This is a genomic window from Luteimonas salinilitoris, assembly GCF_041300785.1.
In the GTDB taxonomy this organism is placed as follows: Bacteria; Pseudomonadota; Gammaproteobacteria; order Xanthomonadales; family Xanthomonadaceae; genus Luteimonas; species Luteimonas salinilitoris.
In genome coordinates, this window is record NZ_JBFWIB010000002.1 from 449582 (window position 1) to 471625 (window position 22044).

The 22044-nt window shown below is 58.0% G+C and carries 19 protein-coding genes; 13 read left to right on the forward strand and 6 right to left on the reverse strand.

Features of this window, described 5'->3' with window-relative positions; translation table 11 throughout:
* The first annotated feature begins 172 nt into the window (after positions 1 to 172).
* The 5 genes from AB5T46_RS05365 to AB5T46_RS05385 are packed head-to-tail and all read left to right on the forward strand — an operon-like array spanning position 173 to position 5623.
* Positions 173 to 1285 carry a tyrosine-type recombinase/integrase gene (locus AB5T46_RS05365; protein WP_370562825.1) on the forward strand — a complete coding sequence of 371 codons (1113 nt, stop codon included), beginning with the start codon at positions 173 to 175 and terminating at the stop codon, positions 1283 to 1285.
* A gap of 21 nt (positions 1286 to 1306) precedes the next feature.
* A complete protein-coding gene (locus AB5T46_RS05370) occupies positions 1307 to 2515 on the forward strand; it encodes a tyrosine-type recombinase/integrase (protein WP_370562826.1) in 1209 nt (402 codons plus the stop codon).
* Entirely contained in the window at positions 2516 to 2821 is a 306-nt protein-coding gene (locus tag AB5T46_RS05375) for a hypothetical protein (protein WP_370562827.1), read from the forward strand.
* Positions 2818 to 5151 carry a hypothetical protein gene (locus tag AB5T46_RS05380; RefSeq protein WP_370562828.1) on the forward strand — a complete coding sequence of 778 codons (2334 nt, stop codon included), beginning with the start codon at positions 2818 to 2820 and terminating at the stop codon, positions 5149 to 5151. The genes AB5T46_RS05375 and AB5T46_RS05380 overlap by 4 nt, the downstream gene beginning before the upstream one ends.
* Before the next feature lie 40 nt (positions 5152 to 5191).
* Complete coding sequence (locus tag AB5T46_RS05385; RefSeq protein ID WP_370562829.1) at positions 5192 to 5623, forward strand: hypothetical protein; 432 nt, start codon at positions 5192 to 5194, stop codon at positions 5621 to 5623.
* A gap of 5 nt (positions 5624 to 5628) precedes the next feature.
* On the opposite strand, the gene AB5T46_RS05390 is transcribed toward AB5T46_RS05385, so the two are convergent.
* On the reverse strand, positions 5629 to 6003 hold the full coding sequence (locus AB5T46_RS05390) for a hypothetical protein (protein WP_370562830.1): 375 nt from the start codon (positions 6001 to 6003) through the stop codon (positions 5629 to 5631).
* 82 nt (positions 6004 to 6085) lie between these two features.
* On the opposite strand from AB5T46_RS05390, the gene AB5T46_RS05395 reads away from it, so the two are divergent.
* The 8 genes from AB5T46_RS05395 to AB5T46_RS05430 all read left to right on the forward strand — a co-directional run bounded on the left by AB5T46_RS05395 (position 6086) and on the right by AB5T46_RS05430 (position 16038).
* Positions 6086 to 6310: a helix-turn-helix domain-containing protein gene (locus AB5T46_RS05395; RefSeq protein WP_370562831.1), complete on the forward strand. Its 225-nt coding sequence runs from the start codon at positions 6086 to 6088 to the stop codon at positions 6308 to 6310.
* 113 nt (positions 6311 to 6423) lie between these two features.
* Positions 6424 to 6699 carry a hypothetical protein gene (locus tag AB5T46_RS05400; protein WP_370562832.1) on the forward strand — a complete coding sequence of 92 codons (276 nt, stop codon included), beginning with the start codon at positions 6424 to 6426 and terminating at the stop codon, positions 6697 to 6699.
* Positions 6700 to 6867: 168 nt separating this feature from the next.
* Positions 6868 to 7131 (forward strand): type II toxin-antitoxin system TacA family antitoxin, encoded by a 264-nt coding sequence (locus tag AB5T46_RS05405; protein ID WP_370562833.1) that lies wholly within the window; start codon positions 6868 to 6870, stop codon positions 7129 to 7131.
* Between the two features lie 3 nt (positions 7132 to 7134).
* Positions 7135 to 7623, forward strand: coding sequence for a GNAT family N-acetyltransferase (locus AB5T46_RS05410; protein ID WP_370562834.1), 489 nt, complete (start codon positions 7135 to 7137; stop codon positions 7621 to 7623).
* Positions 7624 to 7660: 37 nt separating this feature from the next.
* Positions 7661 to 9808, forward strand: coding sequence for a site-specific DNA-methyltransferase (locus tag AB5T46_RS05415; protein ID WP_370562835.1), 2148 nt, complete (start codon positions 7661 to 7663; stop codon positions 9806 to 9808).
* A 3-nt stretch (positions 9809 to 9811) separates the two neighbouring features.
* A complete protein-coding gene (locus AB5T46_RS05420) occupies positions 9812 to 12403 on the forward strand; it encodes a DEAD/DEAH box helicase (protein WP_370562836.1) in 2592 nt (863 codons plus the stop codon).
* Positions 12404 to 12475: 72 nt separating this feature from the next.
* Complete coding sequence (locus AB5T46_RS05425) at positions 12476 to 13888, forward strand: SIR2 family protein (protein WP_370562837.1); 1413 nt, start codon at positions 12476 to 12478, stop codon at positions 13886 to 13888.
* On the forward strand, positions 13885 to 16038 hold the full coding sequence (locus tag AB5T46_RS05430) for an ATP-binding protein (protein WP_370562838.1): 2154 nt from the start codon (positions 13885 to 13887) through the stop codon (positions 16036 to 16038). Before AB5T46_RS05425 ends, AB5T46_RS05430 begins: the two co-directional genes overlap by 4 nt.
* A gap of 467 nt (positions 16039 to 16505) precedes the next feature.
* On the opposite strand, the gene AB5T46_RS05435 is transcribed toward AB5T46_RS05430, so the two are convergent.
* The 5 genes from AB5T46_RS05435 to AB5T46_RS05455 all read right to left on the reverse strand — a co-directional run bounded on the left by AB5T46_RS05435 (position 16506) and on the right by AB5T46_RS05455 (position 21539).
* A complete protein-coding gene (locus AB5T46_RS05435; RefSeq protein WP_370562840.1) occupies positions 16506 to 17276 on the reverse strand; it encodes a DUF1883 domain-containing protein in 771 nt (256 codons plus the stop codon).
* Entirely contained in the window at positions 17273 to 17626 is a 354-nt protein-coding gene (locus AB5T46_RS05440; protein WP_370562841.1) for a hypothetical protein, read from the reverse strand. Before AB5T46_RS05440 ends, AB5T46_RS05435 begins: the two co-directional genes overlap by 4 nt.
* A 50-nt stretch (positions 17627 to 17676) precedes the next feature.
* The gene (locus tag AB5T46_RS05445) at positions 17677 to 17817 is read right to left on the reverse strand and encodes a hypothetical protein (RefSeq protein ID WP_370562842.1); all 141 of its coding nucleotides are present in this window, start codon (positions 17815 to 17817) and stop codon (positions 17677 to 17679) included.
* Between the two features lie 123 nt (positions 17818 to 17940).
* Positions 17941 to 20352, reverse strand: a complete 2412-nt coding sequence (locus AB5T46_RS05450; protein ID WP_370562843.1) for a S8 family peptidase — start codon at positions 20350 to 20352, stop codon at positions 17941 to 17943.
* A complete protein-coding gene (locus AB5T46_RS05455) occupies positions 20352 to 21539 on the reverse strand; it encodes an AAA family ATPase (RefSeq protein ID WP_370562844.1) in 1188 nt (395 codons plus the stop codon). The genes AB5T46_RS05450 and AB5T46_RS05455 overlap by 1 nt, the downstream gene beginning before the upstream one ends.
* Positions 21540 to 22044: the final 505 nt, after the last annotated feature.

The window sequence follows — 22044 nt, forward strand, 5'->3', positions numbered from 1 at the left end:
TGTCCGCAACAGAACCTATGTTCGATGGTACCTATAGTGTTGCTTCCTCAACAGGAAACAGCCTTTGCTCAATGTGCTTACGGATCCTCTGGTTCCAGCCTCATTACGTGGCGCCTTACTTGTTGACGATGTTCACAGGCTGCCTCGTTACTGGGCTAGCGTCTGGGCGTTAATGTCCAACCATGACCTCGCCGCATCTAGCCAGGTAAAGAAGCTTCGGTACATCGAGAGTTTGTACGGTCATGCGGACCGTCAGTTCGGCGCCCACGCGCTGGATGACGCCTTGGGCAACCTGAACGATGTCGTGCTCGCCGAGATCCTGGAGTCCTGGTTCATATCGATCCGCAATCAACCTTCCGTTGGTCCGGCGGACGAATCACGTTGGCGCGCTGGCTTAGCATTTGTCGGGTCGGTGGTCACCTGGTTGTCCAAGTCAACGTTGCCAACCGACCGTCTCCGGCAGATTGAAGCTCGTCTGCATCGGCTATCCCACTTGTATGGGCAGCTCCACGTCCGCAGGAGCCGCCAACCGAGCCAGGTCCGTTCATTGCCGGCGAGCGTGATCAAGGCGCTCTACGAAATGCTGGATCCGACTTCGGCTACCAATCCCTTTGCACGACAGCACACGCGATGGCTCGCCTTTATTTCCTTCCTGTTGATGCTCCATCAAGGGCTTCGACGCGGCGAGCTCCTGTTGCTTACCGCGGACGTGATCAAGGACGGTTTTGATGAAAGGCAGCAGAGGTCTCGCTGCTGGATGAACGTGCAAGAGAGCCCGTATTCCGATGACGGCGATGACCCGCGGTATTCCAGACCCAGCATCAAGTCGGCGAACTCTGTCCGCCAATTGCCGGTGAGCGAAGCGGTCGCGGGGTTAATGCAAACCTATGTTGAAAACTATCGAGGTAGGCCAGGTCACGCCTTCCTGCTGAACACACAGCAGGACAGTCCGCTGTCCACTGAATCCTTGACGAAGATGTTCCTGAAAATCTCCGCCGGCCTGCCACCCTCCATTCTCCGAGAGTTGAAGGACCGAAGCGGGAAACAATCGGTCACACCCCACGACCTTCGTCATACGTGTGCCGTAGTGCGACTGAATCAGCTGCTTCACCATGGGGACTCAATGGATGAAGCACTGCAGAAGCTCCGGGCCTTCTTCGGCTGGTCGAGAGAATCACAAATGCCCGTTCGCTATGCGCGAGCGGTGTTCGAAGACCGTCTGTCGTCGGTGTGGAACAACGCATTTGACGATCGAGTAGAGATTCTGAGAGCAATTCCTTCCTGAGTTTCGCCCTTGGAAAGACAAATGGATCTACAGCGTGATCATCGTCCATGGCTCGACACGTCAGTGTTGCACGAAGTCGTCGCGCAACTTCCACCATTGCCGTCGGTGATTAGGTACTACGACGATTTCGATGACACGCTTCGCTCGATTCGATGTCCTGCAGCAGCCAATCGCTTTGCAGTCCATGCGAATGGAAGCGTTATCAACATCGATTTCGATCTGGTTCAAGAGGCCTTTGGAATCCTGCTAAAACACGTATTTCTGCGCATCATTGGAGAGGACTTCGCGCCGAGGACCGCCGCACAGTACACGCTCGGCGGAAAGCACTTTGGACAAGAAGATATTGCTGGACTTTTGGGTGCTGGACCCACAGGCATTTCATCCGTTTGGACCGCGTTCTTCGCGAAAACCTTGCCTACAGACGCCTACTCCTGCGCCAAATCGATCCTCAAACTGCTCTGCCAACATCGCATCAATGGCTGGTCAGATTCCTATCACGACGTAATATCTGCCCTGCCCCTCCCCTTTAAAGACAAATACGCCGTCGTTCGGTCCGGTGAAGCCTTTATTTCGGTGGACGATGAAGCTGCAGTAGTTCGGTTTTTGGATGAAGCGGCGCTCCAGGCCAAAAAGTCGTTGCTGGCTCTCGAAGATGTGCAAGACGCAGCGATGTTGCTTTGTGCGTACCAGTTCGCAATGCGACCGGTTCAGATTGCAATGCTCACGTTTTGTGACGTAAAAGTTCGTCGAGGAGGCGTCGACATGCTCGCGTCCGTCCACATCACATTCCGCATGGCAAAGCAGCGGAGTTCCAGTGCCGCCAAGCCGCTGCTTAGGCGAGTGAAACGCGAGTGGACCCCACTCTTCGTCGAGATCGATCGACGCTTTCAGGCTGATGGCGATGATGCGGGCGCTAGGGTGTTCGGCGCCACATCCGCTAATGAAGCAAGTCGTCGCATCAGCTCCCTACTTCGCGATCTGCTCGAGCTCGGCGCGACTGCCGTCAATCTGCGGCACACAGCCGCTCAACGCCTCGTTGACGCCGGCGCAAGCCAAGAGGAACTGGCCGAGTTCCTTGGGCACTCGGATATGACTACTGCGCTTGTGTACCACGAAACATCGGCCAACCAGGCTGAGCGGGTGAACAAAGCACTGGGGATCTCTGAGATCTATCAGCGCGTGGCTCGCATTGGCCACGATCGGTTTATTGGCCCCGAAGAACTCGCGTAATTGAAGGAATCCCAGCAGATCGGCGGAGCGCCACATGGTGTGCCGATCGCGGGGATCGGTGGATGCACCTCCGGGCAGGCTGCGTGTCCCTACAACCCGATCTTGTCCTGCTATGGCTGCAGGAAGTTCATGCCGATTCACGACGTTCAGATGCACTCGAAAGTTCTAGCCGACTTTCGGGGTGTGGCGCGGTTCTTCCATGACTCATCTCGTGGCGACGCGGTTTCGCCCGCCTATCTACAGCTTGAACGGACGATCGCCGAAGTTCAGGCGGTGGTGGTTGAGCTCGAAGGCTCGCCGTCTTGAATCCCCACTTCTCAGCTTTCATCCAGCTCGGAAAAGAGCTGGCCGCAACGCATGGAGTTGCCTGGGAAATTCCCCTGGACCAGAGCGGCACGGCGATCAAAGGGCATGACTGGGACCTCACTGCGCTAGCAGGAGGCGTCGTTCCCAAGCATCGCTTGCGCCACTTCAGTTCGGAACGTTCGGCACTTGATGCGCTCAACGCAGCCCGCTCTTCCAACGGGCTGCCGGTTCTGTCTGGTCGCACTTTGTCGCCCGCATGGCAAGACATCATCAAAGCTGCCGTCATGGAACAGCTGTTTGTTCGCCGCAACTCGTTCGGTCACATCGCCAACAATGTGGCACGTCCCTTGCGCGTGATCGCTACGTGTGCGGCAGACACCGAGCCATGGAGTGTCACTGTTGATGAGATGGCTCTCGCGGTTCGTACCGGCAACAGCATCCAGGCATCGGGCAAGCTTGGCGATTTGATCGCGGGGCTGACCAAGGTGTTGTTTGATACCAACCACTTGGCCGATGTGGGACCGCTCTACCCTGCCCTCGCCGCCGCACGCCTCCAGCCTAGAGCCACTCGACGGTCCAAATTTCTCAATTCTCACGCGGAGATTCGGCACAACCTGGAAGATCGCAAACGCGCTGAGCGCCTACCCGAACGTCGCGCGTTCTGGGAGCTGGTCCGGATCGTCATGACCGAGCAGCCCCTGACCTTCATGGACGAACTGCGCTTTGCAGCCATTCGCATCATGATCTTGACGGGCTTCCGAATTGGAGAGGCCACGCTCCTTCCCGCTGAGTGGCGGACGGACCGGCACTACTACGACTCGAAGCAGCGGCCTGCAGGGGAGCTAGGTGGGTATTCCCAATCGCTCATGATCCGGCACTTCGCCGAAAAGCAGCAGGCAAAGAACGCCGACAGCAAGGTGCTCATCGGCAAGACTCACTACGTTCCCCAGATGTTCGAGGAGATTGTGAGCGAGACCCTGACCCGTGCTGCGGCAATCACCAACCCGCTACGAAACACGCTGAGGAAGCAGACTGAAACAGGGCGCGTTTTGCCAGACTTTGCGCTCAGTGAGCTGGTCCCGGTCACGCAAATTTACACTCGCCTCACTGGAAACGCTTTCTGGCTAGACATGAGCGAGGAGCAAAAGCGGTCTTGGATACAGAAGTGCCGGCAAAACTACTCGACCGAGTGCTTCGACGAGCTCCAGAAGATGCAGGATCAGAGGAGCGTTCGTTCTCAAGGCGAAATGAGTGCGACCGCTCGTATGTACTTTCGTCGGATGGCCGAATTTGACGGGAAGGATGGTGGCGCATTGGCACTAAGAAACGCTGATGGCACGGCCATCTCGCTCAGGGGCAAGCATGACATGAGCAAGGTCTTCGTGAAAATCGGAGATCTTGAAAATTACCTTCGTGCCGCGACCGCTTCAAAGTTGCCGGACACCGAGCTTTTCAGTCTGGCCGATCGCAGCTTTGCTTCTTGGGAGTTCCTTTTTCTGCATCCGAAACGATCCCTGGCTGAGGAGCGAAACAACGGGGTCTGCGATGTCACCCGATACGTCTCCGTTGGCCGGCCCGATACGGGCTTGGTCAATCTTTCCCTTGGCGAGCAGAAGTCCTGCGATACGCTGTTCAAACGATATGGGCAGTCTGACGGCGACAAAGCGTTGGTGCTCACTTCCCACACCCTGCGCCACCTCCAGAACACCGAGCTTTTCCGCCTCGGCGTGGCCGATACCATCATCTCCAAACGCTTCAATCGCCGCAGCGTGGCCCAAAGCTACGAATACGATCATCGCAGCCTGGCGGAAGAGCTGGATCAACTCGAACTGCCTGCCGACGTGGAAATGGCGCTCGGCGAGAAAGCCAGCACTGTCGCGAAGATGATCCAATCCGGCAAAGCCAGCGGTCCGATCGTGGATGCGTTCAAGCGGATCCAGAGCAGCGAGGGCGACACCGCAGCGTTCGAGTTCCTGAAGGTCGAAGCCGACGGCTTTCACGCGACTCCCTACGGGCATTGCTTGAACAGCTTCACTGTCGATCCGTGCCCGAAACATCTGGAGTGCTTTTCCGGCTGCCGCCATCTTTCGGCGACCAATTTGCCCGAGAATCGTGGCCATCTGCGCACCCTCGAACTCAAGTTGGCCGCAGCTGTCGAGACCGCGGAGGCCAAGCCATCAAAGAGCATCGGCCGCACAAACCAGATTCAGCATGCCAAGGTCCGGCTTGACGGCGTGCGTACGCTCTTAGCGACCAAACAGGGCGAAAAGCCATTTCCCGATGGTCCCGACCTCTCTCTTCCTCGCCGCACGGGAGTCATGGATGGATAACGACAGCTTGGAACAACCCACATCCGATTCCGATCCGGAAATGCGCCGAGTGCTGGACGACCTGCTCTCGCGCGACGAGGACATCACCGCGCGGGCAGTTGCACGATTGCATCCGCGAATCAATGCGGCGTCGTCGATCACCCGGAGCGCCGAACGCAGCCACATGCTTGCGCAGTATCAGGAGCGGCAAGCCGAGTTCCGTCGTTGGCGTGGCAGGCCGGGCAAGCTCTCCGGTGTCGCCGCGGCCAGCGCACTGGCAGATCGCGACGTGCGCATCGCCGAGCTCGAATCGCAGGTCGCCCTGCTAACGGCATCCCACGTCGCGATGATCCGCACGGTCGGCGAACTGGGCGGCTTCAGCAAGTGGGCGCAGTTCTATGAGTCGTACCGCGGCTCAAGAGATCAGCTGGCGCAGTTGGGCGCGCTGCCGGAAGCGACGGTGGAGTCGCTTCCACCGCGCAGGCCAAAGTAGCCGGCCTACCCTGCCCCGCTTTTCCGCGCTCTGTTTTTTGATGCGCTGGTGGCCAGAGCTTTGAACACGGGCGCATGTTCTTTCAGAAAATCAGTCATCACATAGCGAAATCGGAACACTTCGGCCGATGCAGGTACGCCGAGTCTCTTGGTTATCGCAATCGCGTAAGCCGTTTGCGCTGCGGTGGGGGGCTTCAGATCGCTATCCAGGCAATCGATCAGTGAGGATTCGAGGAGGGCGCCAAGCTTCTGCCCGAAAGCCTCTCTGGCCTCGTCATTGCCCAAGCGCTCCCATTGCGCCCTGACCGTCTCCGGCGCGAGCGCTGAGGCTGGGATTTCGACCAGGAGGTCGGATTCGGTGTCGATGAGGAGCCAAGCCATTGTCGTTGGCCGATCTGATATATATATGTAGACTACATATGAAGGCGTAGCTGTAGAAGTATCACATCCATAGCGTGTGCTCATGGATGAGATATCGCTTCAGCGAAAGTATGGGGGCGCGGTGCGCAAACGTCGGCTGGCCTCGGGCCACAGCCAGGACACCTTTGCGGATGCCATCGGGATGCACCGGGCCTACTTCAGCTCCATTGAGCGAGGCGAGCGGAACATCACATTGCAGACGATGCGGCGCGTGGCCGAAGGGTTGGGAACCACTGTTGCTAGCTTGATGAGCGACGCAGGGATATAGAACCGGTCCGCCGCCCTCGTAGCGGCGGACCGTGATACTCGAAGCTAGCCCCATTCGTTTGAACAGCAGAACTCTGTTCGATAAGTGGGGCGGCTGCCGACGTGGGGGATGAGATGACCTACACCTATGACCAGGTACTGGCCTACGAAGTGGCCCGCGAACTGATCAACTCACACATCGCCGACTGCTCGGCGGCAATGGCCGATGAAGAAGCCAAGGCCGAAGCCAGCGCAGACCGGCTGGCCGAGATACGCCGCCGGCAGACCGGATTGGTTTCGGAGCGAGAAGAGCTGGATATGACGGACGATGCTGCTGTCAGCCTGGTCGTGGCCAAGTACCGGCGCATACCGGCTTCATCGGAAGCGCCACCGACATTCCAGTGGCAGTGATGTAAGTCGCCTCGGTTTGCCCGCTGTAGCCGGGCTCTCCGCCCCTTCCGCCAAGGGCCTGTCGCTGGCCCATGCCCTCGCTTCAGGGCCACGCCAGCCAGTGAAGTCCTGGACTGACGATTGACTTGCGGCCTTTGTACGGTATTATTCCGTACAAGGAGAACCGCCATGACCACTGCCGCCGCTCGTCTCGAAATCCGCCTGAACGCCAAGGACAAGGCACGCATTACCCGTGCCGCCGACCTGCGGGGCGCGCCGCTATCCGCATTCGTGCGCGATGCGGTACTGCGCGAAGCCGAAAGCGTCATGGCTGCCGAACTGACCGTCACCCTCTCGGCTGAAGAATCCCGGCGCTTCCTCAAAGCGCTGGATGCCCCCTTCCAGCCCAATGCCAAGCTGAAGAAGGCCCTCGCCCGCGCCGGGCAGGTCTGATTCGTGCTGGTTGTCGAGCAACTCAAGCCCAAGCGGCACAACCGCGACGGATTCAAGTGTGGTGAGCCGACGCTGGATGCCTACCTGCGCCAGCAGGCCGCCCAACACCATCGCGACGGCATCAGCACCACGCATGTCCTGGTGGATGACGCCGATCCGACCCGCATCCTCGGCTACTACAGCCTGTCCGCTGCCCAGCTTCTGCTGACCGACTTGCAGGAGGTGGATCGAAAGCGCCTGCCCACCTACCCGGTGCCGGCCATTCGCATGGGGCGACTTGCCGTCTCGGCCAGTGAGCAGGGCAAGGGGCATGGTGATTACCTGCTGGCGCATGCCGTGGCCCGTAGCCTGGGGCTGCGCGAGCAGCTTGGCGTGCGCGTGTTGCTGGTGGACACGCTGCACGAGAAAGCGGCCCGTTTCTATCGCGCCTATGGCTTCCGCAAAGCCACGGCGAATTCGCATACGTTGTATTTGCCGTTGGGGAATGCATGAACACGTTACAGGGGGCGCTGTGTCACGACTAACCGACTTGATTGCTCAGGCCAAGTCCAAAGACCCGAAGTTGGGGGCGGATTTAGACCGGGAGTTCAAGGTGCTGTCAGCGCGGTTGTCGTTTGGCCTGAATTTCGAGCGTCATAGCCCCGAAGCAGTTGAACTACCGCAGCGCCCCATCCGCAAGGGCGACAAGGTGCGCGTACTGCCGGAACGTGGTTCCACCAAGAGGGGCGACCAGCGGCTTTGGCAGGTAAAGGCCATCCATAAGGCGAAGCAGGTCGCCGACCTGGAATTGCCGGGCGCGGTCAAAGCCGAAACCCAGTCGGTGGCACTGGATGACCTGGTGGTGGTGGCCGAGTTCCGCGACACGATTTATCCGGGCCTGGTCAGTACCGGCAAGGTGCAGCGTGGCGGCGACAAGCCGTTCCACACGGTCATCAACGGTGAGAACTACCACGTGCTGAAGGCATTGACCTACACGCACCGCGGCATGGTGGATGCCATTTACATCGACCCGCCGTACAACACGGGAGCGAAGGACTGGAAATACAACAACGACTACGTCGAGAAGGACGACCTTTATCGGCACAGCAAATGGCTGGCGATGATGGAGCGCCGCCTTATGGCGGCAAAGGAATTATTAAATCCAGATGACTCGGTGCTGATCGCCACCATCGACGAAAAAGAGTACCTGCGGCTCGGATTGCTGATGGAGCAGGTACTTCCTGAAGCCAGGATCAGAATGATTTCGACGCAAATCAATCCTAAAGGTGTCGGTGTCAGCGAGGGCTTCAAGCGCGTAGACGAATACATATTCATTGCACGATTCGGCGCTCAGGACGTAACGCCTAGTGCGTCTCCGCTTCTCGGCAGTAAGCCAATAGACGCTGCTGAAAGGGATTCCGAGGATAGCGAGGAGGATGCTCCCAAAAAAATCGGACTGGACTGGCAAACGGCACGAAGGCGCGACCTGCAGTCGGTGCGGAGAACACGCCCTGCGCAGTTCTATCCAGTGTACGTAAACGAAGCGACGGGACTGATTGAAGCGGTTGGAGATCCGATACCACATGAGCAAGATCGACACACCGTAGCGAAGCGCCCGGGATGCGTGGCTGTGTTCCCAGTGCGAGAGGACGGCACTGAAATGAATTGGAGCGTTACGGTTCCCACGTTTATCGATAGGTGGAAGAAGGGGTTCGCACGATCCGGCAAGCAGCAATTTGGAAAGCCGCAGCCGTACATTATTCAATACCTAAAGAGTGGCCCTATTGCAGACATCGAAGAAGGACGAGCGATTGTCGAAGGCTATCGCGCGGACGGGTCGGTAATTGCTTATTACGAGGAACTTGGAGCAAAAGCTCCCCCGACACAGTGGAATCTGCGATCCCACAATGCCGAGCATTACGGAACCAAAACTCTTCGCGCCCTGCTGCCTGACCGAAAGTTTCCTTTTCCGAAAAGTATTTATGCAGTAGAGGATGTTCTGCGCTTGTTCGTAGCGAATAAGCCAGAAGCCATCATCCTCGATTTCTTTTCAGGCTCGGGCACCACCGCCCACGCAGTTATGCGCTTGAATCGACGAGATGCTGGCCGTCGCCAATGCATCTCCGTCACCAACAACGAAGTGGCTGCAACCGAGCAAGACGAATTACGGAGTAAAGGTTTACGACCCGGAGATGCCGAGTGGGAGCAAATGGGCATATGCGACCACATCACCAAGCCACGTGTCGAAGCTGCCATCACCGGCAAGGCTCCGGATGGTCAGCCCATCAAGGGCGACTACAAATTCACTGATGAATTTCCGATGGCCGAAGGTTTCGAGGAAAACGCCGAGTTCTTCACCCTGACCTACGAAACCCCAGTCTCGGTCAGCCACAACCTGGCCTGCGCCCGCATCGCGCCGCTGCTGTGGCTGCGAGCCGGCGCGTGTGGCAAACGCATCGATAAGCTGCCCACCGATGGATGGGCAGTAGCAGATGCCTATGGCCTGCTGACCGAGGTGGACATGGCCACCCCCTTCGTCAAGGCCGTGAAGAAAGTCGATGGACTGCGCATCGCGTACATCGTCACCGACGACGACAGACGCTTCCAGGCCATAGCCAAGCGCCTGCCGGAAGGCGTGGAACCCGTGCGCCTGTACGAGTCCTACCTGACCAACTTCAGCTTTGCCAACGGGGAATAACGGATGAAGTTCACCCTCAAGGACTACCAGCGCGATGCCGTCCGCGATGCCCTGGCCAATCTCAGGAAGGCACGCCGGCTGTGGCATGCCGAGGCCGACAAGAGCGCATTCTCCCTGACCGCCGTGACCGGCGCGGGCAAGACTGTCATGGCCGCCGCCGCGTTCGAGGCGCTATTCCACGGCGACGACGAATTCGACTTCGATGCTGATCCAAGTGCAGTGGTGATCTGGTTCAGCGACGACCCCTCATTGAACGAACAGACCCGCTTCCGCCTGATGGAAGCCAGCGATCGCATCAACCACACCGATCTGGTGGTAGTGGAAAACAACTTCAATCGGCCCAAGTTCGAGGCCGGGAAAATCTACTTCCTCAATACCCAGAAGCTGGGCAAGAACAGTCTGCTGGTACGTGGCCACGACCAGGAAGAATTGGAGGCCAAGGCCGGTGAATTGTTGCCGGAAACTCGCCCTGACCTGCGGTCGTACACGATGTGGGACACGATCCAGAACACCATCGAAGACTCGGACTTGACTTTGTACCTGGTGCTGGACGAAGCGCACCGCGGCATGGGCACGCCAACCACTGCCAATCAGAACGCGAAGAACACCATTGTCCAGCGGCTCATAAACGGTTCCGGTGGTGTGCCGGGCATCCCGGTGGTCTGGGGCATTTCGGCCACGGTGGAGCGCTTCAACAAGGCCATTGAGTTCGCAGGCAGGCACATCAAACTGCCGAACGTGGTGGTGGATTCGACCCAGGTGCAGGAGTCTGGTCTCATCAAGGACACCATCCTGCTCGACATTCCCGACGAAACCGGCGACTTCGATACGGTGCTGGTGCGGCGCGCCACCGGCAAGCTGAAGGAATCGAGCATGGCCTGGGCCGAATATGCCAAGCAGCAGGAAGAAGCGCATGTGGTCGTCCCGCTGATGGTGTTGCAGGTTCCCAACACACCTGATCCGGCCGAAATCGGCCGCGCCCTGGACACCATTTTCGAGCGCTACCCGGAGTTACCTGCGGCCTGTGTGGCTCACGTCTTCGGTGAACACACCACGCAGCGGTTCGGCAACCGCGACGTTCCCTACATCGAACCGCAGCGTGTCCAGGAATCGGCTTGGGTACGCGTATTGATCGCGAAGGATGCCATCAGCACCGGCCGGGACTGCCCCCGCGCCGAGGTGATGGTGTCCTTCCGTCCCGCCAACGACCGCACCCACATCACCCAATTGCTAGGCCGCATGGTGCGTTCGCCATTGGCGCGCCGCATTCCCGGCAACGATCGACTGAACGCGGTGGACTGCTTGCTGCCGAAGTTCGACCGCAAGACGGTGGAACAAGTAGTCGATGCGCTGATGAGCGGCGATGATTCGGCACCGCCGCTTGGGCGCATCCTCATCGATTACGTCGAGGTGAACCCCAGCCCTGCGGCTTCGGCTGCCGTGTGGGAAGCATTTGAGGCCTTGCCGTCACAGACCCGACCGCAGCGCGGCGCCAAGCCTGCGAAGCGCTTGACTGCTCTGGCGCACGAGTTGGCTTCCGATGACATTCTTCCCGGTGCAGGCAAGCTTGCCCATGCGCACATGCACAAGGCACTGGACGAATTCCAGGAAAGCCAAAAGGAGAAGATTGAAGCAAAACGCAAGGCGGTAATGACCGTGGACGGCAAGACTGTGGTAGCCGATTTGAAGGGCAATGCCAAGAGTCTCGATGAATTCTGGGAGGATGCCGATACGGCGGTGATCGACGACGCCTACCGGCGTGCGGCGCGCATCTTCAGTCCGGACATTTCCCGCACCTATGTCGATCACCTGGCCTACAAGGTAGCCAACCCGGAAGAGGATGCGGAAGAATTTCTGGAAGCCATTACCGAAGCGCGCGTAACCGTCGCGGGTCTGGGCCTATTGATGGAAGTGCAGGCCTATTTCGATGCCACTGCTGACAAGCTGGCGAAAGCATGGCTGGTGCAGTACGGGTCGCAGATCAAGGCGCTCATCGATGACCGCAAGGAGTCCTACCGGCAGATCATCGAGATGAGCACCGAGCCGCAGGACGTAGGCCTGGTCAAGCCGGAAGCCAAGTTCGAGCCGACCAAGTCGCGTGAGAACGACAAGGAGACTGTTCTACCGACCTGGAAGAGCCACCTGCTTTGCGACAAGGACGGCACCTATCCTGCGGAATTGAAAGGTTGGGAGCGAACGGTTGTAGAGACTGAGATTAAGCGCAAAGGCTTCGTCTTCTGGTACCGAAATCCTGGGCAGCCTGGGCAGTCGTCGCTGGGAGTCGCCTATATCGACGGCGACCAATACAAGATCGTACGCCCGGACTTCATCTTCTTCGCCGAGCAGGATGGAAAAGTCGTGGTTGACCTTGTTGACCCCCATGGCCTGCACTTGGCCGATGCGCTGCCCAAGTTGCAGGGATTGGCTGCTTACACAGAAACGCACGCTAAAGCCTATCGACGAATCGAATCCGTCGCCGAAGTGAAGGGCAAGCTGAGAGCCTTGGATTTGACTAGCGAAGAAGTACGCGAGGCTATTTCTATTGCAAAAGATGCCACGAGTCTCTTTGGCGGGGCGTTAGCGGTGGACTATTGAACGTGGGGATTTATTAGGGGCGTCAGTAGATATTTGCTGATGAAAAAAACGGTGGTGTAAGGGGAATCGCCAATGAACGCGAGCAGCGATAGCTTGAATGCTGACGATAAAGTCACCAAGAGTGCGGGACAGAACGTAATCAAAGTTCGAGACGACCGGAGCCCGATTTCTTTCAATTCCACCGAAGAGGGGGGATTCAGAGTTGTTGATGGAGACGATGCCTCCTGGGCGGACGGCGACTCCAAAGAGTTCAACCAGAAGGATCTGCGAACCCGCATTGAGCCTTGGCTAACTTCGCTGTTTCAGTCCGAGCATTTGTCCCTGCTTGCGGGCTCCGGCTTGACCCATGCAGTTCATCAGTTGGCCACCGGGAATCTTGCGGCTGGCATGGACGCCCTCAACCTTAGCAATCACAAAGACAAAATCAGTGCTTCAGCGAAAGTTTCGGCTGAAGCCGCAGGACGAAAGGCAAACAATCTGGAAGACCAGTTGCGTGTTGCCAACGAGCTTCTGCGAGGGCTGGAAATTTTGGGTGACGGCAGTGAAGGTGAACTTCGCAATGAGATTGCGGAAGGCATGAGCGAGTTTGCAAAATCCATTTTGGCCAGCGAGAAAAGAATTGTCTCCGCCAATGACACCAAGCGCGAGGATGCTTTCAATACGCTTGTCACCTTTCTGATGAGCTTTGCCAGCCGAACTGGCATCCGTGACCGCCTGAACATTTTCACCACCAACTACGACCGCCTGATCGAGGCTGGTGCAGAACTTGCTGGCTTGCACCTTCTGGATCGTTTCCTCGGCACCTTGATGCCGATCTTCCGCTCGTCGCGTCTTGATCTTGACATGCACTACAACCCGCCTGGCATCCGGGGCGAGCCTCGTTATCTCGAGGGCGTAGCTCGCTTCACCAAGCTTCACGGCTCCGTGGACTGGGTACAGGTTGATAAGGACATTCGGCGTATTGGCCTGCCCTTCGGTGCGAATGACTTTGATCCATTCCTGAAAGCTCCCGGCATTGATGGGGCAACAGCCCACACGTTGATGATCTATCCCAATGCAGCCAAGGACAGGGAAACCGCCGACTACCCCTACGTTGAACTGTTCCGTGACTTCGCGGCGGCAGTTTGCCGACCCAACAGCACACTGGTGGCCTATGGTTACAGCTTCGGCGATGAGCATATCAACCGCGTCATTCGGGACATGCTCACTATTCCGTCCACGCATTTGGTGGTGATCGCCTACAACGACCCGCTGGGTCGAATTATGCAGACCTACAAGGAGATGGGTAGGCCTTCTCAGATCAGTCTTTTGATCGGCCCCGCCTTGGCCGACCTGACCGCCTTGACCGAGCACTACATGCCCAAGGCTGCCATCGACAAGACGACGTTCCGCATGGGCGAACTTCTGAATCAACGCTGGAAGACTCAGCAGTCTTCCAAACCATCTGGCAAGGCTTCCTCTAGTGACGGAGACGAGCCGATATGACCATGTCTCCGTTGGCTTACGCCGACTCGCTGCGCATCGGCACCATTGATTACGTCTCACCCGACGGCATCAAGGTTCTGCTGGACATTGAGGCTCCCGACGGGGTGTCATTGAATACCGGAGTTCCACGCCCGTTTCCGCGCGTCAATGGCTATGTGCTGGCTCCTAGCGACCAGGGCTACCTTGTAGCCCAGGTGGAGTGGATCACCATCGAGCGTTCTCAATACCCGAAACGCAAGGGGATGCAGGACTTCGGCTTGGTGGACTTACCGTACCCGTTGCGGAAGATGAGCCTCAATCCCTTGGGCTGCCTGTTCTACTCAGAAGGCAAATACGAATTTCGCCGCGGCGTGGAAGCGTACCCCTCGGTGGGCGACCCCATCATCCTGCCCACCCAGGAGCAGCTGCGCGCCATTGTCGAGTCGGGTGAGAACCGACGCATCAAGATCGGCGTAAGCCCCCTGGCAGCCAATGCCGAGGTCAAGGTTGATCCCGATCGCATCTTCGGTCGCCACTTGGCTGTCTTGGGCAACACCGGCAGTGGGAAGTCGTGCTCGGTTGCGGGATTGATTCGCTGGTCGATGGATGCTGCCCGCAAAGCCCGAAAAGGGGGCGACCCAAATGCTCGTTTCATCGTGCTCGATCCCAACGGAGAGTACGCAAATACATTCAAGGACATGAGCAAAGTCCGCATTTTCGCTGTTGAAGCCTCCGAAGGGATTGAACAGCTTCAGGTTCCGCTGTGGTTCTGGAACAGCTCGGAGTGGAGTTCGTTCACCCAAGCCAGCGGTAAAACGCAGCGACCATTGCTGAGAAAGGCATTGCGTGATGTTAAAGCTGGTCGAGCACTATCGGCTTCGTCACCGGAGGAAGAAGAACTAGCCTTGCGTCGATATCTGTCATCACGGCTGATATCCATCCGCAGGGATATTCGATCAGGAGAAATTCAAACCGATGAAACAAAATTCGGCTTTCGCCTGAAGGCAATAGCCGCTGACCTTCAGGCCAAGGTTTCCACTGACGACCAACACAAGCTTGGTGAGGTAATTGCAGCAATCAACGGTGCGCTGACTGTTGCTCATAACAGCTTCGTCAAGGACGGAAAGACAATTGAATACTATCGAGCATTCAATGAGGCCAGCGTTCAAGCAATTGTAACGGCGCTTGAGGGTTCGGTTGATACCGTCGGAGGTATCACTTTCCAGGATGGCCCTTATGAAGATGTTCCGATCCCATTTGACGGCACTCAGCTTCCAGATCACTTGGAAATTCTTGCGGAGCAAGAAAGCTCCAGTCAATACGTTGATTTTCTCGTTTCTCGAATTCGCACCATTTTGTCCGATGCGCGGATGCGATCGACTATTTCAAGTGCCAACGGAGTCAATCTCAATGATTGGCTGAGCAAGACTATCGGCGACGACCAAGCTTCCAACGGTTCAGTCACGGTGATCGACCTTTCACTGGTGCCAGCGGAAGTCGTCCATATCATCACCGCCGTCATTGCCCGCATGACGTTGGAAGCCTTGCAGCGCTACCGCAAGCTCAACAACGGCAAGACTCTGCCGACCGTATTGGTGATGGAGGAGGCGCATACCTTCATTCGTCGCTACGCAGATGATGCGGAGAATCAGAACTCCGCCGCTATCTGCTGCCAGGTCTTCGAGAAGATCGCCCGCGAAGGTCGCAAGTTCGGGCTGGGACTGGTCTTGTCATCACAACGGCCAAGCGAGCTTTCGCCTACCGTGCTCTCGCAGTGCAACAGCTACCTGCTTCATCGCATCAGCAATGACCGTGACCAGGAGTTGGTGCACAAGCTAGTACCCGACAACCTGCGTGGCCTTCTACGCGATCTGCCATCCCTGCCGTCGCGCTACGCCATCTTGCTGGGCTGGGCGTCCGAACTTCCAGTTCTTGTGCAGATGAACAACCTGCCGGCTGACCAGCAACCACGGTCGAACGATCCTGACTTCTGGGCGGTTTGGTCTGGGGAAGGTCTTAAGATCGGCGAAAACGGACAGCCAGTCGAAAGGACAGTCGATTGGCAAGCTATTGCCGCCGACTGGCAGCAGACTTCTTTTGAACAACCGCCACCGCCCGCGCCTGCTCCGACTGAAGGTGCTGAGGACGACGAGGACACCATTCCGTTCTGAGACGACTGGCGGCATCTGCCTGTCCTGCTGAAGCCTGAATGCGAAGGAGCGCTCCTCGGTACAGCTGAGGTACAACGCCTAACTTTCGCGCAATATCGTAGGTTGACGTAAGTTGATGTTTCTACAACTATTTGGCTTCATACACCGCGAACTTTTTTGTTGCCTGGAGTTTGGCAAACTATGGGGCGCTGTGGGGGCAGGTCATGGTCAATGCCTGCGCTTCTTACGCTCTAGGGAGAACTATGGTGATAGATCTAGATGATCGATTTGGAATGCCGGAAAGCGCGTTCCGAGCTGCGCTCGAAGCCCACGGTCGGGACAACCCGACCTTCCGGAGCGGGATGTGGCAGATAGCAAGTACGAATCGACTGGTGTCGTAGATCGCTCTCTCGTCTACCGACAGCTCCTCATGACGTTTTCCCAGGATGGTGCTGCCGAAAGCGGACTGCTGGAAGCATTGCGCGTCGTTAACGCCTGCTCTCGATGAGTTCGGAAATTTCCTTGGCAATTTCCTCGACGGTATGTGTGGCCGTACTTCGAGCCACCTTGTCGGCCAGCGACGGACTGTATGCGACAACTTCCTGCTTGGATATGTTGTGCCAAATTGGAAGCAGAACCTGCTCCCCTGAAACCGATCGCGTCACGATTCCATCGAGTTCATAGTTGGTCCAGCCCTTTGCAATGAACGCGTGCGATAGAACAACCAACCCCACGCGGCTATTGGCAAGCCCCTGGTCAATCTTTCTTCGCAAACTATCCCCGATGCGCAGCTCAAACTCGTCATACCAGACGTTGAGTCCCTCGGCGACGAGAGCGGCTGCCAACGGCCTGACCACTGCGTCTTTGTCTTCGAACGCATGCGAAATGAACACGTCATGTTCGCGAGCAACAAAATCGAACCCTGGCGGCCCTTCGCCTTGCACCAGGCTCGGAACGCTCGCAAGAGAAAGAGACCGCGCCGTGGGCAGTGCTCCCGCGAGGACACGGGCGGTTGATCGAACCGTTCCCCGAAGGCCAATCATGTCGACTGTGACATGCCAACGTCCCGAGTTTGGAACCTGCATTCGATAGGGCGACTGCTTGACTAACCCGCCTATGTACCGATGCCGTCGGCCGGCCTTGAAGCTGCTGAAGTTCGATGAATCCATCAACCGAACGTTTGCGGCGCTCCCGGACAACGCGACTTCGACGACTTGGCCTGAGCTCAGTTGACCCATGTCGTAGTGCGTAAAGTTCATGCAGCAGGTACTCCGCAAACTATTGTGGCAGCAATGATCAGCATCATTTTGTACCAACGCTCGCTAAGGATGCCATTGCAGCAGCAAGCAACGCAGCCAAAATGCCACGTAACGACGCCAAGCCCAGCCAACATGGCAGTGACGAGCAGGCCCTTGCTGCCCCACTCGCTCAATGGGGCTTTGTTCGCCATCTCGAGGTAGCCGGGCAGGACCTCGTGCAAGACGAAGCCGTAGAATCCAGCGATCAGGAAACCCGAGATAGCGAACAGTGCCACCAGCCAATCTGGCATTTGGGAGTACTTTTCGTACTTCCTGTGCCCATTCAACCTGTCTGACATCAACTTGATCATGGACACTCCAGATTGGCTAACTTCTGCTTAGTTCAACTGAGTCGCTGGTGTTAGCGTTTGCCCTTCTTCTCGTCCTGGCCGAGCACCGACCCAGCGAGTTTCTTCGCATCCGCCTGCGTGGCCTTCTTGCTGCCGGACAATACCTTTGCAGCGAGCGTGGACGTTTTGTTGCCTGATTGCTTCTTGGCCATTTCGATCTCTCCAGTGAAGTAGCTCGAGGTTAGGGAACAACGATCACACCAATCAACGCCGCAACCAGCTGACACATAACGCATGGCTCAGCTGATCCGCGAGAATATTCACAAGCGATCCGATTACACACGCGGCACTACTCGCTGCGCCGTTCGAATATCGGCAATTTTCGCGCCGCTGTTGCGCAACGTCTGGCGCAGCTCATCGAACACCGAGGCTTGCCCGCGCGGATCGTCGAGCGACAGGATTGCTGCGAACGGAATGCCCTCGGCGGGAAACTCCACGTCCGTGCGGCACAACGAGTCGACCACCAGTCGCCACTGCGAGGAATTTCCCTGCCCTTTAGGCAAGGCTTGCTCATACCGCTTGATCGGCCACCACTTGTGGCCATGTTCAATCAAGTGACGCTCGTAGATCTTACCTTCGGACTTGAGCCGCCCTTTCCAACTGACTTCGCCCGTGGTCGTGTCAATGTGCTCCTGGCGAAGGTAGGCCTCCATGTTCACTCGGACGTATTCAGCGCCGAATTGCCGATGGGTCGGCGTGCGGTAGGCCAGCGTCAAGCGGGCTCGACCGCGACACGCACCCTTAGCGGAAACTAGACTTCCCGGCCAAGTGAACGGAAATGCGAGCTCGTGGGACGCCTGCAAGGTGCCGATGAAGGCCAACGTGATGCGGTGATCATCGGTGACCAACATATCCAGCGCGTGCGCCGGCACTCCATGACCCACGAAATCGGCAGCGAACTTCGACACTTGAGCGTGGCCGAGCGGCGCCGGTAGCGCTGCGTGATGAATGAGAAGTCCGATCAACGTCTCGCGCTGGAGATCGCCTTCGATCAGATGATTCAGGGCAGCGAGCGTCTTGGCCGCAATGGGCGCGGCGTAGCTGGTACCGCTGCCGCTGGTGAGCTGGCCACCGGAGCCGACCGAGAACAGGTTGGGCGTGCGCCCGCCTTGCCCGCCCACGTGGGCCACGTCCGGTTTCAATCCCAACGCAGTGCTGGGGCCACGTCGCGTATAGACCGTTGGGCGCATTTGACCATTGGCATCGGGCGGATCCACCGCACCCACAGAGATCGCGCGAACGCTCTCGGCCGGCTGAAACAATCGATCCTGTCCGATATGCCGGTAGCCGGCTAGCATTTGCGCGACGTCCGCCGGCTCATCGGGCCAGGCGGGACGACAGATGGCGGCTTCCAAGTTTCCAGCGGGCAGCACGAAGATGACGTCATGCTTGTCGGCAATTTCGTCGAGGATGGTGGCGTAGTCGCTGTAGCCGGCGTCGGAGACCTGGCGCTCAATGGACAGGCTCATATTGAAAATGCGGACCCCTGCCGCGACCGCAACCGGAAGCTCGGCGTCAAGTTGCTCGAGGAAATCCATGAACCCGCGCGGATACACATCGTCATAGACGTCGGCTTGGGTGGGATGAAGCCCCAGATCGAAGAACTTGCAGGGCACTTCGCCGAAAACCGGATGCGGGTTGAGGGCTTGCGCTGCTGCGGACAGCCCCGCGATGAAAGTCCCGTGCGATCGGTCCTGAATTGCTCCCGGTACCAAATCGGTGCGACCGACACACCACGGTTCCAATGTCGGAATGATCGACACGCCGGTGTCGATAATGCCCAGCACTGGATACGCCCCGGCCGCTTGCGGCGCCGCCATCGCGGCGATGGCTCCTGCCGCGGGGCCCTGCGCCGCATGCTCGGCCTTCAGAATGGGCGGCAAGGCTACGCGGCGCACGATGGGGTGCTCATCGAGAAAGCGAAGCAGCGTCTCGTGATCGGCCACCTGATTGCTACCTAGACGCAGCAAGAGCAGCCGCACGCTTTGCCACCGCTCTTTCGTATCTTCGACTTCCAGCGGCAGCTCCAATTGCGCAAGCCCCTCCTGGAGGTGGGTAAACGCCTCGACGGCACGCTGGCGTAGGCGGCGAATCTCCTTCGAATCCTGCGGACGCGGATCGATGAACGTTTCCACCAAGTACATGCCGCCGGTGCGCGGGTCGGCCAACCACGCAATGGCTTCCTGCGCTGAAAACGCCCGGCGGTCTGCAGCGCGATGGGCTCGAAGCGCCCGAATGGCACCAACTTCGCCACGCTCTCGCGAGGGCTTGGGCTTGAGTACGTTGGTCTCCTTGTCCGGCACCATCGGCACGTCTTTCTCAGCCGCACTGATGCTGCCCCGGATCGCCTCAATGTTCTCCGGCGTCAGCTCCACAATCATGTCGCCAAGATTGGTACCACCGACAAGCGGCACCTTGCTCGGCGGCATGACTTTCATAGTCGGGCGTTTGGTTTTCGCCCAGGCTTCTTCGTTCAGCGTGACGTGCATATAGGTCAACACGGGACGGTCCCCACGAACCATGGCGCGACCGATCTGATCCAGATCGGTCAACAGCTGTTCCCGGTGAGCGACGAATTCGTCATCGTGCCCCTGAAAGAAGTCCTTGACCGCACCGCCGCCGGTTCGCTCAGGGATGTGCTGGTAGTCGTTTGCGTTGAGAACGACCTGGAGGGGATTGTTGGGCACTACGACACCTCGCGATGCTTGCGTTTCCAGCGGCTAATGGTGGATTGATCCTTGCCGAAGAATCGCGCCAAGTCGTCTTGCGTAAAGTCCAGATCCCGATCGGAGCCCAGGGCTGCAGCCAGCGCTTCCACAGGCCCCAACAACTGTTCCCACCGAGGGTGTTGGTGATGGTTGGAACTAAGCATCGCGTGCACTTTTAGTGCTTCGATGGCTGAAAACTCGCTGCCCGGGTTCATCGCGGCTGAGCGCTTAATGGCATTGGCGAGCGTTTCAATTTCGCTGCCAGTCAGCTCTTCCGTCAGCCAAGCAAGAAATCGCCGTTCCTGCTGTGAAAGATCCAGGGGCGCGACGTATCGGTTGACAATGTCCAAGCGGGACTCAAGATCAGGTTTCGGCACCGATACTCGAATATCGAAACGTCGCCAAATGGCGGTGTCCAACAATTGGTCGTGATTGGTGATAGCGATCGTGATTCCGAGTTGGCTGCGCTGATCAAGACACTGCAAAAGTGTGTTTACAACTCGCTTGATCTCACCCACTTCATGGGGGTCATCGCGCACCTTGGCGATGGCATCAAACTCATCTAGCAGCAGCACGCACTGGTATCTATTTGCGAAGGTAAACAACGCGGAAATATTTCTCGCAGTAGTGCCCAGGTACGACGAAATCAGGCCATCGAGTCGCGCCGTCACTAGAGGCAGTCCAATCTCTCGACTGACGATCTGAGCCAGCTTGGTTTTGCCGGTCCCCGGCGCGCCAAACAGCAGGCAATTCAAGGGCGGCCGAATGTCCATGGCGCGCAGCCGGTCTAGATGCCGCCATTCCTCAATCAACGCGTCGACCGAGCCCCGCAAGGCGCTGTTGAGCACCGGCGCCTGAGCCAGCTCCAGCATGTTGGGCAGCATGATGTCGGCCAGCGGAGCCCCGGTCTCCTTGTCGACCGGTGGGCGGACGTTGGGAGTGATCGCCTCCCCTGGGAGTGCGGCTCTCGAGAGAACAACGCGGCTCGGCTGCATTCGTCCCGATTGCTCCCCGCCCTCCAGCAATTTGGCCAGCTGCGTGGCCTGCTGGTCTTCACCGTCTTTACGCAAGGCCGCCAGCAAGCGGCCAGCGTGACCCAGCACGGCGGGGCTTGGGTCTTTGAGTGCGGCTCGAAGCAAGGCCAAGATTATCGAGAAATGTTCCATGTATGCTATGTACTCGCCTATTTATGCGGTTTCAGGCATGCTTTATGCACCATATCACCTTTATATGCCGCAAGGAAGCCGACCGTGGCCAAAACGGCCTGACGGTCCGATCTGCCGCAAGCGCGATTCGGATATCCTTGTGGCCGCGCAACACGTGCCAATCCGGAGATGGCTGTGTGCGCGGTTGATGGTCCGCAGATGTTGCGCCGGGTTCAGTTCCCCGCCGCAACGAAGTCGGGGCAAGCTGACATGCAACATGATATCGCCGAGTTCCCCCTGGAAACCCTCTGTTTCATGAGCCAGAGGTTGCGCAACACTTGATAACTAGTACCAAGATTGCGAAGTTTACGTACTGGTCACAGCTACCGCTGTAGTGCTGGCCTGCCATCTGTCCAGGAGGAACGATGATGGCCTGATGGCCTGATGGCCTGATGGCCAGCCTTGTCCGAACTGGTGCGCCGAGGAACGCAACGCTGAAAGGTCTTGACGCATAGCGTCGAGCCGC